A 15,121-nucleotide genomic window follows, 5' to 3' on the forward strand; every position below is an offset into this window, starting at 1 on the left:
GCTCATCGACCGGACTCCAGGGGTCGGGACTCGATCAGGAGCCGATAGTGCTCCCGCTGGTTGGTGATGACGATCCGGCTGTCCCCGGCGAGGTCCCCGGAGACGGCGACATCGATGACCGGGTGGGCGAGGTCCGCGCCCGCGATCAGTGCCCGGTGGCCCGGCGTCCCACGCAGCGTCCAGCCCGGCGGCAGCGCGCCGCGCAGCGCGGCGACGGGCCAGTAGACCAGCGTCATGTCGCGCAGCATGCGCTGCTCGTCGACTTCGGCGGGCAGGCGCGGATGGCGCTGCGTCTTCAGCTCGCGGCCGTCCCACTGCATCAGCAGCACACGCTGGCCGATCGCAAAGGCGGCCAGGCGCAGGCCCTCGCGGTCGATCTCCAGCTGCACGTCAACGACCTGCGGCGCACGCCCGCTGTCGTCCAGCGGCGTGACCGTGAGACGCTGGCTCAGGCTCACGTCGCGTTCGAGCAGCGCGGGCGCGAGACGCAGCATCGGCAGCGGCATGGCCTCGGCGGCCAGCGCCGGCGTCGATGTCGCCGTTGCCGGTGCTGCCGGTGCTGCCGCTGCTGTCGGTGCGGTCCCTGCCGTCGAAGCGGTCGACGGCGCGCGCGCGGAGGCGCACCCCGTCATCACCGCCACCAACGCGGCGATCGGGACGAGGAACGACGCCTGCAGCGTCCGGCGGAGCATCGGAGGCATCACGCCTTCGTCAGCCGCATCAGGCTGTGGCAGTAGCCGATGTTGTCGCGCATCGTGACGAGCTTCAGGCCGGCCTGCGCGGCCAGGCGCAGGTAGTCGCCGCTCTGGTAGACCTTGGAGTTCCCGCTGGCCATCGCGGTGAAGTACGGCGAGGTGTTGATCAGGCAGTACGCGGCGATGTCGTAGCGCTGGCGGTCCCACAGCGTGTCCAGGATCAGCACCTGGCCGCCGGGCGCCAGCGCGTCCGCCACGCGGCGGAAGATGCTGGCGATCTGCGGTTCGCCGAAGCAGCTCAGGAACTGGCTCATCCAGACGATGTCCATGCCTTCGGGCAACGCGGCGCTGTCGTCGAGCATGTTGCGGCCGTGGAACTTCGCGCGGCCGACGCTGCCGGCCTCGGTCAGCGTGGCGCGGGCCAGCTCGAGTTGCTGCGGCAGGTCGACCAGGTTGAGCTCGAAGTCGGCGTTGTAGGCCAGGGCCGCGCGGCTGAACTTGCCGGTGTTGGCGCCGATGTCCATCACGCGCCGGGGCGCGGTGGCGAAGACGTCGGGCAGGATGTCCGGGAACGAGGTGTCGGAGTAGAAGTGGTCGAACTCGAACCAGCTGGTGCGCGCCGGTTCCTGCAGCGTCGACAGGCCCTCGTAGATCGTCGGCCACGGGCCGAGGTGTGCCAGGCCCAGCGGGCGCTCCTCGTCGAGCGAGCGTTCCAGGTCGAACAGGCCCTGGTAGCAGACGTCCTGGACGAAGTTGATGTTGATCTGCGTGATGCGGTCGCTGATCAGGCAGTAGCCGGTCTTGTCCAGCACCCAGCGGCCCTGCTTCAGCTCGACCACGCCCGCCGACAGGCAGGACTCCAGCGCGAGCTTGAGCGCGTAGGCGGTCCAGCGGCCGTCTGCCAGCAGTTGTTCCATGTCGAGTCCGGCGTCACCCGCGCCGGCCAGCGTCTCCAGCATGCCGCGCTTCCACGCGTAGCGCACGCACTGGAAGACGACCGGACCGAAGGCGATCTTCTGCGCCTCGAAGCGCGCGGCGAAGGCGCTCTGCTTGGGCGGGGAGAAGCGCTTGTCGATGGCCTCGGTGGCGCCGTTCGCTGCGGCGTCCAGGGTCGGGGTCGTGGTCATGGAGTCCCTTGTGATGAAGGTGATGCGGGTGATGCGGGCATGAAGAACGGCGTCAGCCACCAGGCGAGCGTGACGCCGATCAGCATCGTCAGGCCGAAGGCGCGCAGCGCCGGCGTCGTCGACAGCGCCAGCAGGCCGAAGGCCAGCAGCGTGGACAGCGCGGCCAGGCTCACGGACAGGAAGGGCTGGATCTCGTGGCGGCCGGGTTGTTCGAGCAGGAAGATGCCGTAGTCGACGCCCAGGCCCAGCAGGATGAGCAGCGGCAGCAGGTGGAACAGCGTGACGGGGACGCCGACGACGCCGAAGACGGCAAGCGTCAGCAGCGTGGCCAGCGAGGTGGGCACCAGCGCGCGCCACGCGCGACGGCCGAAGCGCGGCATCAGTGCGAGCCATACCAGCAGGTGCCCCGCCACCACCATCACCGCGAAGAGCGAAGCGTAGCGACCGAGCAGCGCGGAGATCTCGCCGACCTTGTCGACCCAGATCGCGCCGGGGATCCCGCCGATCGCCGCGGACAGACGCGCGGTGTCGAGCGCCGTGTCGCCGCCGCGCAGCAGCACGGCGCTGCGCCAGACGCCGTCCGCGCCGCGACCCAGCCATTGATGGCGCAGCGGCTCCGACACGGGCGACGCGAGCCACGGCGCCGGCAGCAGCGGCGATGCGACAGCGGCGGGTGCGGGCAGCGTCTCGTCGAGCATCGTCGACAACGCGCCGTTGATCTCCGTCGCGCGGCGCGCGATCAGCGCGGCGTCGTCGCGCTGCGCCTGCCGCGACGGCAGCCATTGCGACACGGCCTGCGCATCGACGTTCAAGGTGCCGAGCGCGCGCACCACGGCCTCGTCGCGGATCAGCAGCTGCTCTTCGCTCCCGCCCTCGACCAGCACGAAGCGCGCAACGCCGGGCAGGCCCATGAGGCGGCTGACCTCGCGCTGCTGGTCGATCAGCGCGGCAGGCGCGCTCTGCAGCTGGCGGATGTCGTCGTTGCGCGCGAGCAGGGACAGCCCGATCACGATGAACGCGGTCGTGACGACGACCGAGGACCACATCCATGTCCGTGTGCGGGGGCCCGAGGCGACATGAGGGACGCGCGCGCGCAGGCCGCCGATCCACAGGCCGAAGCGCGTCGGCGGCGCGGCCTCACCGTCCAGCCATGGGAACCAGAGCATCACGGTCACGAACGCACCGAGCAGGCCGACCGACGAGAAGACCGCGATCTGGCGCAGGCCGGGGAACGGGGCGATGCCGATGAGCGCGTACGCGATCACCGTCGTCAGCATCGCCAGGCTGACGATCGGCCATTGGCGCCGCAGCATCTCCCAGCGCGCCTCGCGCGGCAGGCCCATGCGGGCGCAGAAGTAGTTGCTGCCGTAGTTCTCCGCGACACCGAGCAGCGTCGCGCCGAAGACCAGCGTGATCAGGTGCAGGCCGCCGAAGAGCGCCTGCGTCACCGACACGGCGGCGGCCAGGCCGACAGCCATCGACAGCGTCACCAGCACGCGCGGCCGCAGCGAGCGGAACGCGCACCAGGTCAGCAGCACGATGCCGATCAGCGAGCCGACGCCGATGGTGTGGATCTCGCGCTCGGCCTGCGCCGCCGCAGACGCCGCGAACAGCGGCACGCCGCCCATCAGCACGCGCGCGTCCGGCACGACGCCGCGCGCGGCGTCGCCTGCGGCTTCGAGCCGCGTCACCAGCGCGCGCTGCGCCGAGACCGCGAAGGCCGGCGCCGTCGATTCGGCCATCAGCACCGCGTAGGTCGTGTCGCCGTCGGTCACCGTCAGGCGCCCGTCCTGGACGCGCACGCGGCTGATGCCCGCGCGCTCCGCGAGCCAGCGTCCGCGCAGGTTCAACGGGTCTTCGACCCAGGAGCCGATGCGCGGCAATCCCACCGGCTGGTGCAACGCGCGCAGCGCCTGCTGGGCGAGCGCCTCGGTCGACTGCGTCTGCAGCGTGCCGCGGTCGGCCTCGGTCAACAGCGCCGCGCGCCACGGCGCATAGAAGTTCAGCCAAGCGCCCTGCTCGCCGTCGTCGACACGCCAGCGCAGCGCAACGTCCTGGCCCAGCGCTTCGGCGAACGCATCGCCCGCGCGGCGCGCCTGCGCCGGATTCTTCGCGCCGATCAGCACGACCACGCGCCGCTCGCCCGCATCAGCCAGCGCGCGCGTGGCCGCGGCCACGGCGGGGCGGCGTTCGTCGCGCGGCAGCATCGCGAGCACGTCGCTGTCCAGCACGCCGGCCGGCCGCGTCCACAGCCACGTCTGGTGCGCGCCGATGACGAGCACCACGATCAGCCACAGCCAGGCGAGCAGGCGGTGACCGCGCGGAGGACGCGACACGGGAGCGGTCATGCGGCGGTCAGTCGAAGAGACGCGCGCCGCCTTCGGGGGCGGATTCGCGCAGATTGGAGAAGGCGATGCGCGTGATGTCGCCGCCGGCCTCGACCAGCTCGACCGCGCGCACGTGCGTGTCGCCGCTGAGCGCCAGACGCTGCAGCACCTGCAGCCACGACGCCTGACGCGGACGCAGGTCCAGCTTCCAGGCCGTCGCGCCGGTCAACTCGCCGTCCATCACGAAGAGCTTGGACAGCGCGCCCACGTCGCCGCCGAGCAGCGCGAACATCATCTCGTTGACCAGCCGCAGCGCGGGCTCGCGCTGGGCGTCCATCCGCATCGCCGTCGCGCCGCCCTGGCTGGCGCGGATCTCGTCGCGCGTCAGGCGCAGCTCGCTCTCGAACGGCGTGCGCGTGTGCCACAGCACGCCGCGGCCACGCGCCACGACGAAGTCGCCGCGCGACACCACCGGCTTCTTGAATCCGGGCACCTGCTTCGATTGCTCGAAGTCGCCACGCAGCCATTCGGGCTGGCGCAGGCGCGACTGCACGCCCTTCATCAGCGCGGCCTCGTCGGTCGCCGCCAGCGCGGAGGTCGGCAGGACGATCGCCGACAGCGCGCCCATCGCCAGCAGTCGACGTCGGATGGGATCGACGTTCGTCGTGACCCCGTCTTGCATCGTGTCCATCCTGGTCATCGTCGTCATGCCGGGTTCACGCCGAGCTTGTCCCACAACACGCGCGGGCAGACGTACTGCATCTGCCGCGAGGCGATCTCCAGCGCGACCTGGATCGTGTAGGCCTTGTTGAGCACGCGGCCCGTCGCCGCGTCGCGCAGCTGGTATTCGATCTTCAGGCGGTTCTCCCACTCGACGATCTCGGCGCGGATGCGCACCGCCTGGCCGTACTCGACCATGCCGACGTACTTCAGCCGGATGTCCACGATCGGCCACGCGTAGCCGGACGCGCGCATCTGCGGATAGTCGTAGTCGAACTTCTGCAGCAGCGCGCAGCGCGCGAGCTCCAGGTACTTGACGTAGTGGCCGTGCCAGACGACCTCCATGAGATCGATGTCATGGAACGCCGGCGAGAGCTCGATCTCGTGGCTGAGATCCGGCGCTTTGTCGGGAGCTCGGTCGGGAGCGCGGTCGGGACCGGCGCCGTCGGCGTCAATCGTCATGGAGCCTCCACTGCCGCTCGCGCAGCGCCTGCACCAGCGCGAGCAGTTCGCGGTCCAGCGCGCGGTCTTCCTCGATCAGCGGGATGCGGGTCGAGAGTTCATCGAACATCGCGGCCGCGTCGCTCCCCAGCGCCAGCGGTTCGGGCTGCTGGCCCGCGCGCAGCGCGAGGCCCTGGCGCGCGGCGATCAGCATCGCGGCGACGACCTGCTCGGACAGCTCCAGCACGCGCAGGCAGTCGCGCGCGGCGATGGTGCCCATGCTGACCTTGTCCTGGTTGTGGCACTCGGTCGAACGGCTGAAGACCGAGGCCGGCATCGTCTGCTTGAGCGCCTCCGCGGTCCAGGCCGACACGCTGATCTGCAGCGCCTTCAGGCCGTGGTTGATCGCGGCGCGCTCACCCGACGCGCCCGACAGGTTGGACGGCAGGCCGTGGTTGTAGCGGGTGTCCACCAGCAGCGCGAGCTGCCGGTCCAGCAGGTCGGCGACGTTGGCCACGGCATTCTTCAAGGTGTCCATCGCCAGCGCGATGTGACCGCCGTAGAAATGGCCACCGTGCAGCACGCGTTCGTTCTCGGCGTCGATCAGCGGGTTGTCATTGGCGCTGTTGAGCTCGTTCTCGATCAGCTGGCGCAGGAAGGGCAGTGCGTCTTCCAGCACTCCGATGACGTGCGGCGCGCAGCGCAGGGAGTAGCGGTCCTGCAGGCGATGCGAGTTGCGGCTCGGGGCATCGACGGCCAGATCCGCACGCAGCCGCGCGGCGATCTTCTGCTGGCCGGGGTGCGGCTTGGCGGCGAACAGCGTCTCGTCGAAGTGGTGCGCGTTGCCCGCGCCGGCGACGACGTTCATCGCCGTCAGGCGCGTGGCCATGCGGTTCAGGTAGTCCGCGCGCGTCCACGCCAGGCAGGCCAGGCCGGTCATGACGGCCGTGCCGTTCATGATCGCGAGGCCTTCCTTCGGGCGCAGCCGGTGCGGCGTCAGGCCGATGGCCTTCAGCGCATCGGCGGCAGCCAGGCGCTCACCGCGCCACATCACCTCGCGCTCGCCGCACAGCACGGCGGCGACGTAGGACAGCGGCGTCAGGTCGCCGCTCGCGCCGACCGACCCTTCCGACGGGATCAGCGGCAGGACGTCGTGGCGCAGCAGTTGCTCCAGCCCTTGCAGCAGTTCCAGACTCACGCCCGACATGCCCTGCGCCAGCGAGTTCAGGCGCGCGGCCAGCACGGCGCGCGTCTGCTCGGCCGTGAGATAGGCGCCTGCGCCGCAGCCGTGGTACGTGTAGAGGTGATGCGGCAGCTCGGTCACCAGGTGCGGCGGGATCACCACCGTGCAGGAATCGCCGTAGCCCGTGGTGACGCCGTAGATGACGCCGTCCTCGGCCAGCAGGCGGGCGACGAAGTCGGCGCCCGCGCGGATGCGCGCCTGGAAGGCGGGATCGGTGGACAGGCGCGCCTCGGCCCGGCGCTCCGCGATCGCGGCGACGTCCTCGATGCGCAGCGGGCCGCCGTCGAAGGTCACGGTGGGCAGCAGGGTCTCAGGACTCGACATCGGGTTGATTCCAGAACGGGAAGAAGTTGAACCAGTCATGCGGCGAGCGCCGCAGGCAGCGTGTCAGCGCGTCGACGTAGGCCAGCGCGGGCGCGGTCATCGCGCCCTCGCGGTCGCCGCGCGGCAGCGCGATGCGCTCGGCCAGACGCTCGAAGCGCAGCGCATAGCCGCGGCCCTCGTGAATGCAGCCCATGAAGAAGAGCGGGCACTTGAGCAGCCCGGCGATGAGGTACGGCCCGATGGGGAAACGCGCCGGTTCGCCCAGGAAGGGCAGGGTCAGCGTGCGACCGCTGTTGACCGGCACGCGGTCGCCGGCGATGACGATGCATTCGCCGTCGGCGATGCGATCGGCGAGCTGCATCGCGAGCGCGGGATCGATGCCGGTCACCTCGATGAGGCGCACGCTCGCGCCGTCCGCGATGGCGTCGTCGCCCTGCAGCCGCTCGAGGATGCGGTTGAAGCTCTGCGCGTGGCGCGTGTGCACCAGCACGTTGAGGCGCAGGCCCGGCATCCGGCCGGCGAGCGCGCGGCACAGCTCCAGGCAGCCGATGTGGGCCGTCGCGAGCACGACGCCCTGGCCCGTGCGCAGGGACGCCAGGACCTCGTCCTTGCCGTCGACGCTCACGCACTCCACCGGATAGCGGCCCGCCATCGCCAGCAGCTTGTCGAGCATCGTGTCGGCGAAGAGCGCGACGTGCGCGATGCTGTCGCGCCAGGTCGGCGCGGGTCGGCCGGCGACGGCGTGCACACGGCGAAGGTAGTCGAGGCTGTCGCGGCGCAGCGTGGGACGGCTCAGCCAGTGCACGAACACGACGGGGAACATTGCCGCGCGGAACAGCCAGCGTCCCGCCACGCGATGCATCGCGTAGAGCAGCCAGATGCCGGCGACGAAGGTCGTCTCGCCGAGCTGGGCCCAATGGCGCGTTTCGCGTGTCTCGCGTGTCTCGCGCGGCTCGCCGGCCTCGCCCGAAGCGGCTCCGGGGCGCGGGTCGTTCATGCGGCCACCTTGCGCCACAGCAGCAGCGGCAGGCGCGACAGCATGCCGAAAAACAGCCGTGTGTGCATCCACGAGATCAGCACGTTGTCCCGCAGCGCGCGGAAGTGCGAGACGCCGTCCTCAGGATATCGCACGCGGGTCGGCACGTTGCGCACGCGCACGCCGTCCCAGACGAGGCGCACGGCGATCTCGACGTCGAAGTCCATGCGGCGGCCGATGCGCGTGCGCTCCAGTCGCGCCACCGTCGGCGCTAGCGGATAGACGCGGAAGCCGCACATCGAGTCCTTCACTTCGAAGGACAAGGTGTTGATCCACACCCAGATGTGCGTCGCGTAGCGGCCGTAGAGGCGGCCCTTGGGCACCGACGCGTCGTAGACGGGACAGCCGCAGATGAAGTGATCGGGGAAGGTCTCGGCTTCTGCCAGGAAGCGCGGCAGGTCCACGACATCGTGCTGTCCGTCGGCGTCGATCTGCAGCGCGTGCGTGAAGCCAACCCGATGTGCTTCGTTGAGTCCGGCGATCATCGCGCCGCCCTTGCCCTGGTTCACCGCGAGACGCAGCAGGCGGACCTCGGCATCGGCCGCGGACAGCGCATCGAGCACCGCGGCGCAGCCGCGTTCGCTGCCGTCGTCGACGAGCAGCACCGGCAGTCCCTGCGCGCGCAGGGCCCGCACGACGCCGCCCACCGGTCCGCCGTGGTTGTAGACGGGGACGACCGCGGTGATGTTCATGGCGTCGGTCCCTGCAGGCGGATCTTGCCGGCGGCATGTGCGCCGGCGGCCGAGCGATAGCTGAAACTCAGCAGCGGCGCGGTGAACGCGAGCACGAGCTCCACCGTCATGCCGGGCGCGATGACCTGCTGGAACTTGAGGTTGTCGATGCCGGCGAAGTCCGCTTGACCGGCGCCCTGCCCTGCCGGCGGCAACGGCAGCCACTCGCGCGCGAGCAGCATGACCCAGTCGAGTTGCGCAACGCCGGGAAGGATGGGGTGACCAGGGAAGTGGCCGTCGAACTGCGGCAAGGTCGCGTCGACGCTGAGCCGCAACGTCACTTCATTCACCGAGCGCGACAGCAGACGCACACCCGGCCGACGCGGATCGAAGAGTCGCGTCAGCGCAGCGACCGTGACCTTGCCTTGCGCGTTCACCGGCAGCTGCGAGAGGAAGCGCCAACGCCGGGGCAGCGCGATGCGCTCCAGGTGCGGCGCGAGCCGGTCGCGCAGCGCCTGCGCGAACGCTGCCTTGCCGCGTGCGTCGTGCTCGGCCCAGCCGGCGTCATTGAGCTGCGCGGCGACCGCGAGCTGCTCGCGCACGCCAGGCTCGAGCACGAAGACGCGCAGGTCCTCGATCCAGCCCGTATCTCGCAGCACCGTCTCGATCGTCTGCAGCGACACGCGCTTGCCTTCGATCTTCACGATGCGGTCGGCTCGACCCAGCAACTCGAAGCCATCCGCGGTGAGGCGCACGCGATCGGCACTCTCGAACCATTCGGCGGGATCGGGCAGGTGGCGCGAACGCAGGCGCAGCGTGCCGGACTCGTCGGCCTGCCACTCGATGCCGGGCAGCGCGGTCCAGGTCGTCGGGGCGCCGGCATCGCGCTGGCGCCAGGCCACGCCGCCGGTCTCGCTGCTGCCGTAGACCTCCAGCGGCGCTTGGCCGAAGAGGCGGCGGCAATCGGGCACGGCTTCGTCAGGCAACGGGCCGCCTGACGAGAAGATCAGCGCCAGGTGGCCGTCCTCGACCGTCATGGCGCTGTCCGCCGGCGGCAGGCGCTTCAGATGCGCCGGGCTGGCGATGACGGCGAAGCGTGGCCCGGCGCGCAGCGCGGCCAGCAAGGTCTCGATGTAGGGCAGACGCTCGGCGTGCAGCACGCGGCCGGCGGCGAGCGGCCACAACACGCGGTAGAGCAGGCCGTAGATGTGCTGGTGGGACACGAGACCCAGGATCTCGGCACCCGCCATGCGGGCGCCGAAAGCCTGCTCCAGTGCGTCGATCTCGGCGAAGAGCTCGCGCAGCCGCTTCGGGATCGCGCCGGGCTGGCCGGTGCTGCCGGAGGTGAAGATGACCAGCCGTTCCGCTTCGGCATCGAAGGGTTCGAACGCTCGGTCGTCAGGGTTCACAGCGGCCTCGATGCGAGGCAGCGCCGGGTCCGAGCCCGCGTTCGACGTCGCAGCCATCGAGGCGTCGCTCGCGAGTGCGCTCACGCGCCCGCGCAGCGCCTGCAGCGTTGCAGGCTGCAGATCGCCGGGCAGCCACGCAGTGCCGCCGACCGCCCACAAGCCGAACAGCGCGGCGGCGAACTCGACGGTGTCTTCGAAGTGCAGTGCGACGTCCAGGGCGCCCGATGCGCCGCTCGCCGTGAAAGCCGCAGCCCAGCGGCGCGCCTGCAGGTGGAAGGCGGACTCGTCCAACAACACGCCCGCACGGCGGGCCACCGGTCGACCGGGGCGCGGAGGCGCGCTCATCAGCGCGCACAGGATCTTCAGCAAGCTCATGGAGAAAGAGGGTCAGGCCTCGGCAACGTCGCGCCGGCGCACCCACAGGCGCACCAGATACTCACCGCCCATCAGGAGTCCGATCAGCACATAGGACACCAGCCCGTTGTACAGGGCCCAGATCTTGTCGTCTGCCCACAGCGCGGTCGCCAGGGCAGTGCCGCCGTTCATCACGAAGAACCCGCACCAGACCTGGGTGACACGGCGCGTGTAGCGTTGGCCGCGTTCATCGAGGTCGGGCTCCGTCAACCGGGCCAGGCGTTCGACGATCGATGGACCGTGCCACAGGCTCACGCCGAACAACCCAAGCAGGCCGGCATTCACCAGCACCGGATAGAGCTTGAGCGGCAGGCTCTGGTTCATCAGCGCGGCCGCGCCGGCCAGCAGCGCGGCGCCGGCGGCGCTCCACCACCAGAGGCGCGCCTCCGCGCTGCCTCGCCGGGCGAGCGCGCGCAACGCGGCCAGCGCCGCCAGCAGCAGAGCGAGGTCGCGCGGCTGGGCATGCGCCAGTCCGAGATACACGAGCAGGGGGTAGGCCGCCGTCAGCAACCACAACACGGCGCGGGCCATGGGGACTCCGGTCGTCAGGCGCCGGCCGTCTCCGGCGTCTTGATCAGACCCTGCAGCGCATCGACCACGTCCTGCAGCGTGCGCACGGCCTTGAAGGCCTCGGGCTGCAGCTTCTTGCCGACCATCGGCTTGAGCTTGACGATCAGGTCGACCGCATCGATCGAGTCGATGTCGAGGTCTTCGTAGAGGCGAGCCTCGGGGGTGATGCGATCGGCTTCGATGTCGAAGGTCTCGATCAGGATGTCGCGCAGGCGCGCGAAGATGTCTTCATTCGTCATGTCGTGGATCCTCCCTGACGGCTCGAATCAGGCCGCGACCTTGCCGTGCTCCGCAACGAAGCGGGCCAGCGCGCGGATGCTGGCGAAATGCCGGCGCGTCTCTTCCGAGTCCGCCGCCATGCTCACGCCGTATTTCTTCTGCAGGGCCAGCCCGAGCTCCAGCGCGTCGATCGAGTCCAACCCCAGGCCGGTCACGAAGAGCGCGTCTTCCGCGTCGATCTGCTCCGGCGTCAGGTCCTCGAGATTCAAGGCCTCGATCAGCAGCAGTTTGATGTCACGTTCCAGCGCCTGCATGGCTCCCTCGTTCATTCGAAAAATAATGGTTCAGATGGTCCGTCAACCGTCTTGCCGCCAGGGCGGGTTCGCCGCCGCTGGCCGTCAGGAACGGCGCCACCGCAATGTCTTCACCCACGCAGATGTCGAAGTGCAGTCGCCGCGATGCCACCTGCCACCACGGCTGGCCCTTGGTCAGGCCCAGCGGGGTGCATCGGATGGTCACCGGTGTGATGTCCTGGACGGCGCGCGTCGCGATCTGGGCGGCGCCGCGCTGCATGCGCAGCGGCTCGCCGGGCCGCGTGCGCGTACCTTCCGGGAAGATGATCAGGTTGCCAGACGCCGCGAGGCTGTCCATACAGGATTGCAGCAGTTCAGCCCCGGAATTGTTGCAGATGTAGGCTGTTGACCGCACCGGGCCCCTGGTGAAGGGATTGCTCGCCAGCGTGGACTTCACCACGCAGTCTGCGTTTCGCACGAGGGCAATCAGGAACACGACGTCGATCAGCGTCGGATGGTTCGCCAGGATCAGCAGTCCGCCGCGATGCAGACGCTCGCGGTGACGGATGTCGAAGCCGATCAAACCCAGCACCCGCATCCAGCCGATGAACAAGCGGAATGTTCGATGGATGGACCCGCGGGCCAGGGCGATGCGATGGTCGCGGTCGCGGATGAACAGGTCCAGCGCCGGGAACCAGACCAGCCAGAGGATCAGTCCGCCGATACCGAAGCTCGCGAAGGCGATCGCGGTCGCGAGCACGCGCCAGGCGCGGCCGACGGTGCGGTCGAGGAAGTCGGGCAGCGGTCCCATGGCATCGGCTCAGGGCGTGCCGGCCGGACGGCGCGTCCAGCGCCAACCGCCGGGCTGACCGGCGATGAGGCGGTCCAGCGACGCAGGCTCCCCGGCACCGCCAGCCTTGTCCGCTTCTGCGAGCAGGGCCAGCACCGGCAGGCTGCCGCTCAGCCACGGCGACGGTGTCGACGCTGTCGTCAGCGTATCCGCGTTCATCGGCTCAAGCGTGAACGACGGCGACACGGCGTCGGGCTGCGCAAGCACGCAGGCCCAGGCGATCAACGCGGGATCGGCGGTCGCGGGATCGATCTGTCCCAGCGCCGCATAGGCCTCGGGCAAGGGGGCGTCGACGTGCGCGACCAGCACCTGGGGGGCGCCGTCGGCCAGCAGGCCGAGTGCTTCCGCAAAGGCGGCTTCTGCGCTGTGTTCGCCACCGGCGACAGCGAGGTAGTTCTGCTTGTCCTGGCGCGCCATCGAATACAGCGCGCCCGAGGCGTTGTGCACCGACAGGCTGAAGTGCGTCGGCGACAGCGGCTCTCCGCCGGCGAGTTGCTGGAGCAGCGTCAGCGAACGGGCGATTTCGCCCCAGCGCGACGCGAAGATCACCGGCATCGTGCCGGCGCCCTCTTCCGGCGTGCCTTGCGCCCACCAGGCAGCCTGCAGCGCGGCGCGGCCCAGCGGGTCGATGCGGCGGCGCATCATCGCCGGCACTTCGGCCAGGGGCGGCTGCCCCTCCCCCGCGATCGGCGTGGGCGAGGCGAGCCATGCGCGCCAAGCGTCCCGGGAATCGAGACCCGGCGCCCAGGCGGCCCAACGAACGACGCGGAAGCGGTGATTCATGATGAAGAAAGCCCGCCTCGTTGTCGCGAGGCGGGCTGCTCGGCTGAAGGCCGGAGGGGGCTCAGCGCTTGGCGCGGAACTTCCGCAGCGCCGCGATCTGCGCGGCCATCGCGGCGAACTCGCTTTGCGCCTTGGCGAAGTCGATGTCGCTCTTGGCGTTCTTCATCGCTTCCTCGGCGGCCTGCTTCGCGGCCTGGGCACGGGCCTCGTCGAGGTCCTTGCCGCGGATCGCGGTGTCGGCCAGCACGGTCACGACGCCCGGCTGAACTTCCAGCAGGCCGCCGGCGACGAAGACGAACTCTTCATCGCCGTTGGGACGCTGGATGCGCACGGCGCCAGGCTTGATGCGGGTGATCAGCGGGGTGTGCTTGGGCAGGATGCCCAGCTCGCCGCCTTCGCCCGGCAGCGCCACGAATTTCGCCTCGCCCGAGAAGATCTGCTCTTCCGCCGAGACCACGTTCACGTGGAGGGTTGCCATTGCGTTTCCTTGATCGAAAGGTAAGAAGTCCGTTCAGCTCATCGACGGTGGGCCGGTCAGGACCGCACCGTCGAACGGGCTTTACTGGATCTTCTTGGCCTTTTCGAAGGCCTCGTCAATCGTGCCCACCATGTAGAACGCCTGTTCCGGCAGGTGGTCGCATTCGCCGTTCACGATCATCTTGAAACCACGGATGGTTTCCTTCAGCGGGACGTATTTGCCGGGCGCGCCGGTGAACACTTCCGCGACGTGGAAGGGCTGCGACAGGAAACGCTGGATCTTGCGCGCGCGGGCCACGGCCTGCTTGTCTTCCGGCGACAGCTCGTCCATGCCCAGGATCGCGATGATGTCGCGCAGTTCCTTGTAGCGCTGCAGCACCGACTGCACCGAACGCGTCACGTTGTAGTGCTCTTCGCCGATGACGTTCGGGTCGATCTGACGCGAGGTCGAGTCCAGCGGGTCCACGGCCGGGTAGATGCCCAGCGACGCGATGTCACGCGACAGCACGACGGTGGCGTCCAAGTGGGCGAAGGTCGTGGCGGGCGACGGGTCGGTCAGGTCGTCCGCAGGGACGTACACGGCCTGGATCGAGGTGATCGAGCCGACCTTGGTCGACGTGATCCGCTCTTGCAGGCGGCCCATTTCCTCGGCCAGCGTCGGCTGGTAGCCCACCGCGGACGGCATGCGACCCAGCAGCGCGGACACTTCCGTGCCGGCCAGCGTGTAGCGGTAGATGTTGTCCACGAAGAACAGCACGTCGCGGCCTTCGTCGCGGAAGGACTCGGCCATCGTCAGGCCGGTCAGCGCGACGCGCAGACGGTTGCCCGGGGGCTCGTTCATCTGGCCGTAGACCATGGCGACCTTCGACTTGCTCAGGTCCTCCTGGTTCACGACGCCCGCGTCGGACATCTCATGATAGAAGTCGTTGCCCTCACGGGTACGCTCGCCGACACCCGCGAACACCGACAGACCCGAGTGAGCCTTGGCGATGTTGTTGATCAGCTCCATCATGTTGACGGTCTTGCCCACGCCGGCGCCGCCGAACAGGCCGACCTTGCCGCCCTTGGCGAACGGGCAGATCAGGTCGATGACCTTGATGCCGGTTTCCAGCAGCTCCTGCGACGGGCTCAGCTCGTCGTAGGCCGGGGCCTTGCGGTGGATGGCCGAGGTCTTCTCGCGCGAGACTTCGCCGCGCTCGTCGATCGGGTTGCCCAGCACGTCCATGATGCGGCCCAGGGTCGGCTGGCCGACCGGGACCTGGATCATGTCGCCCGTGTTGTAGACCTCGCTGCCGCGGCGCAGGCCGTCGGACGAGCCCAGCGCGATGGTGCGCACCACGCCGTCGCCCAGCTGCTGCTGGACTTCCAGCGTCAGGGTCGTGCCTTCCATCTTCAGGGCGTCGAACACCTTGGGCATCTGGTCGCGCGGGAATTCCACGTCCACCACGGCGCCGATGCACTGAACGATCTTGCCCACCGATTGAGTGTTAGCCATTTCTTCGTTCCTTCAATTCAAATCTGT

Annotated in this window: 16 protein-coding genes; all 16 read right to left on the reverse strand. The window is 69.6% G+C overall.

Annotated elements, in window-relative coordinates; all coding sequences use genetic code 11:
* Window positions 1-2 precede the first annotated feature (2 nt).
* The 16 genes from ABE85_RS20935 to atpD all read right to left on the reverse strand — a co-directional run bounded on the left by ABE85_RS20935 (window position 3) and on the right by atpD (window position 15,094).
* Complete coding sequence (locus tag ABE85_RS20935; protein WP_067279159.1) at window positions 3-701, reverse strand: DUF3261 domain-containing protein; 699 nt, start codon at window positions 699-701, stop codon at window positions 3-5.
* Window positions 701-1,822, reverse strand: a complete 1,122-nt coding sequence (locus ABE85_RS27735) for a class I SAM-dependent methyltransferase (RefSeq protein WP_067279162.1) — start codon at window positions 1,820-1,822, stop codon at window positions 701-703. The genes ABE85_RS20935 and ABE85_RS27735 overlap by 1 nt, the downstream gene beginning before the upstream one ends.
* Window positions 1,819-4,170 carry an MMPL family transporter gene (locus ABE85_RS27740; RefSeq protein WP_067279164.1) on the reverse strand — a complete coding sequence of 784 codons (2,352 nt, stop codon included), beginning with the start codon at window positions 4,168-4,170 and terminating at the stop codon, window positions 1,819-1,821. The genes ABE85_RS27735 and ABE85_RS27740 overlap by 4 nt, the downstream gene beginning before the upstream one ends.
* A 7-nt stretch (window positions 4,171-4,177) precedes the next feature.
* Entirely contained in the window at window positions 4,178-4,840 is a 663-nt protein-coding gene (locus tag ABE85_RS20950; RefSeq protein ID WP_197507100.1) for an outer membrane lipoprotein carrier protein LolA, read from the reverse strand.
* A 14-nt stretch (window positions 4,841-4,854) separates the two neighbouring features.
* Window positions 4,855-5,331, reverse strand: a complete 477-nt coding sequence (locus tag ABE85_RS20955; RefSeq protein WP_082938812.1) for a thioesterase family protein — start codon at window positions 5,329-5,331, stop codon at window positions 4,855-4,857.
* Window positions 5,321-6,877: a histidine ammonia-lyase gene (gene hutH / locus ABE85_RS20960; protein ID WP_067279166.1), complete on the reverse strand. Its 1,557-nt coding sequence runs from the start codon at window positions 6,875-6,877 to the stop codon at window positions 5,321-5,323. Before hutH ends, ABE85_RS20955 begins: the two co-directional genes overlap by 11 nt.
* On the reverse strand, window positions 6,864-7,874 hold the full coding sequence (locus ABE85_RS20965; RefSeq protein WP_157522707.1) for an acyltransferase: 1,011 nt from the start codon (window positions 7,872-7,874) through the stop codon (window positions 6,864-6,866). Before ABE85_RS20965 ends, hutH begins: the two co-directional genes overlap by 14 nt.
* The gene (locus ABE85_RS20970) at window positions 7,871-8,605 is read right to left on the reverse strand and encodes a glycosyltransferase family 2 protein (protein WP_067279167.1); all 735 of its coding nucleotides are present in this window, start codon (window positions 8,603-8,605) and stop codon (window positions 7,871-7,873) included. The genes ABE85_RS20965 and ABE85_RS20970 overlap by 4 nt, the downstream gene beginning before the upstream one ends.
* Window positions 8,602-10,368 (reverse strand): AMP-binding protein, encoded by a 1,767-nt coding sequence (locus tag ABE85_RS20975; protein WP_067279168.1) that lies wholly within the window; start codon window positions 10,366-10,368, stop codon window positions 8,602-8,604. The genes ABE85_RS20970 and ABE85_RS20975 overlap by 4 nt, the downstream gene beginning before the upstream one ends.
* A 12-nt stretch (window positions 10,369-10,380) precedes the next feature.
* Window positions 10,381-10,938: a hypothetical protein gene (locus tag ABE85_RS20980; protein WP_067279170.1), complete on the reverse strand. Its 558-nt coding sequence runs from the start codon at window positions 10,936-10,938 to the stop codon at window positions 10,381-10,383.
* Window positions 10,939-10,952: 14 nt separating this feature from the next.
* Window positions 10,953-11,216: an acyl carrier protein gene (locus ABE85_RS20985; protein WP_067279172.1), complete on the reverse strand. Its 264-nt coding sequence runs from the start codon at window positions 11,214-11,216 to the stop codon at window positions 10,953-10,955.
* A gap of 27 nt (window positions 11,217-11,243) precedes the next feature.
* Entirely contained in the window at window positions 11,244-11,510 is a 267-nt protein-coding gene (locus tag ABE85_RS20990) for a phosphopantetheine-binding protein (protein ID WP_067279176.1), read from the reverse strand.
* Window positions 11,491-12,300, reverse strand: coding sequence for a 1-acyl-sn-glycerol-3-phosphate acyltransferase (locus ABE85_RS20995; protein ID WP_067279178.1), 810 nt, complete (start codon window positions 12,298-12,300; stop codon window positions 11,491-11,493). The genes ABE85_RS20990 and ABE85_RS20995 overlap by 20 nt, the downstream gene beginning before the upstream one ends.
* 9 nt (window positions 12,301-12,309) lie before the next feature.
* Window positions 12,310-13,122 carry a beta-ketoacyl synthase chain length factor gene (locus tag ABE85_RS21000; RefSeq protein ID WP_067279179.1) on the reverse strand — a complete coding sequence of 271 codons (813 nt, stop codon included), beginning with the start codon at window positions 13,120-13,122 and terminating at the stop codon, window positions 12,310-12,312.
* A 61-nt stretch (window positions 13,123-13,183) separates the two neighbouring features.
* Window positions 13,184-13,600 carry a F0F1 ATP synthase subunit epsilon gene (locus tag ABE85_RS21005; RefSeq protein WP_067279181.1) on the reverse strand — a complete coding sequence of 139 codons (417 nt, stop codon included), beginning with the start codon at window positions 13,598-13,600 and terminating at the stop codon, window positions 13,184-13,186.
* Between the two features lie 81 nt (window positions 13,601-13,681).
* A complete protein-coding gene (gene atpD, locus ABE85_RS21010; protein ID WP_067279183.1) occupies window positions 13,682-15,094 on the reverse strand; it encodes a F0F1 ATP synthase subunit beta in 1,413 nt (470 codons plus the stop codon).
* Window positions 15,095-15,121: the final 27 nt, after the last annotated feature.

Source organism: Mitsuaria sp. 7 (assembly GCF_001653795.1).
In the GTDB taxonomy this organism is placed as follows: Bacteria; Pseudomonadota; Gammaproteobacteria; order Burkholderiales; family Burkholderiaceae_C; genus Roseateles.

What these genes read in the sequence shown, in the direction of transcription:
- ABE85_RS20935 (WP_067279159.1), bottom strand. Translation starts at nt 701, where the DNA reads ATGCCTCCGATGCTCCGCCGGACGCTGCAGGCGTCGTTCCTCGTCCCG.
- ABE85_RS27735 (WP_067279162.1), bottom strand. Translation starts at nt 1,822, where the DNA reads ATGACCACGACCCCGACCCTGGACGCCGCAGCGAACGGCGCCACCGAG.
- ABE85_RS27740 (WP_067279164.1), bottom strand. Translation starts at nt 4,170, where the DNA reads ATGACCGCTCCCGTGTCGCGTCCTCCGCGCGGTCACCGCCTGCTCGCC.
- ABE85_RS20950 (WP_197507100.1), bottom strand. Translation starts at nt 4,840, where the DNA reads ATGGACACGATGCAAGACGGGGTCACGACGAACGTCGATCCCATCCGA.
- ABE85_RS20955 (WP_082938812.1), bottom strand. Translation starts at nt 5,331, where the DNA reads ATGACGATTGACGCCGACGGCGCCGGTCCCGACCGCGCTCCCGACCGA.
- hutH (WP_067279166.1), bottom strand. Translation starts at nt 6,877, where the DNA reads ATGTCGAGTCCTGAGACCCTGCTGCCCACCGTGACCTTCGACGGCGGC.
- ABE85_RS20965 (WP_157522707.1), bottom strand. Translation starts at nt 7,874, where the DNA reads ATGAACGACCCGCGCCCCGGAGCCGCTTCGGGCGAGGCCGGCGAGCCG.
- ABE85_RS20970 (WP_067279167.1), bottom strand. Translation starts at nt 8,605, where the DNA reads ATGAACATCACCGCGGTCGTCCCCGTCTACAACCACGGCGGACCGGTG.
- ABE85_RS20975 (WP_067279168.1), bottom strand. Translation starts at nt 10,368, where the DNA reads ATGAGCTTGCTGAAGATCCTGTGCGCGCTGATGAGCGCGCCTCCGCGC.
- ABE85_RS20980 (WP_067279170.1), bottom strand. Translation starts at nt 10,938, where the DNA reads ATGGCCCGCGCCGTGTTGTGGTTGCTGACGGCGGCCTACCCCCTGCTC.
- ABE85_RS20985 (WP_067279172.1), bottom strand. Translation starts at nt 11,216, where the DNA reads ATGACGAATGAAGACATCTTCGCGCGCCTGCGCGACATCCTGATCGAG.
- ABE85_RS20990 (WP_067279176.1), bottom strand. Translation starts at nt 11,510, where the DNA reads ATGCAGGCGCTGGAACGTGACATCAAACTGCTGCTGATCGAGGCCTTG.
- ABE85_RS20995 (WP_067279178.1), bottom strand. Translation starts at nt 12,300, where the DNA reads ATGGGACCGCTGCCCGACTTCCTCGACCGCACCGTCGGCCGCGCCTGG.
- ABE85_RS21000 (WP_067279179.1), bottom strand. Translation starts at nt 13,122, where the DNA reads ATGAATCACCGCTTCCGCGTCGTTCGTTGGGCCGCCTGGGCGCCGGGT.
- ABE85_RS21005 (WP_067279181.1), bottom strand. Translation starts at nt 13,600, where the DNA reads ATGGCAACCCTCCACGTGAACGTGGTCTCGGCGGAAGAGCAGATCTTC.
- atpD (WP_067279183.1), bottom strand. Translation starts at nt 15,094, where the DNA reads ATGGCTAACACTCAATCGGTGGGCAAGATCGTTCAGTGCATCGGCGCC.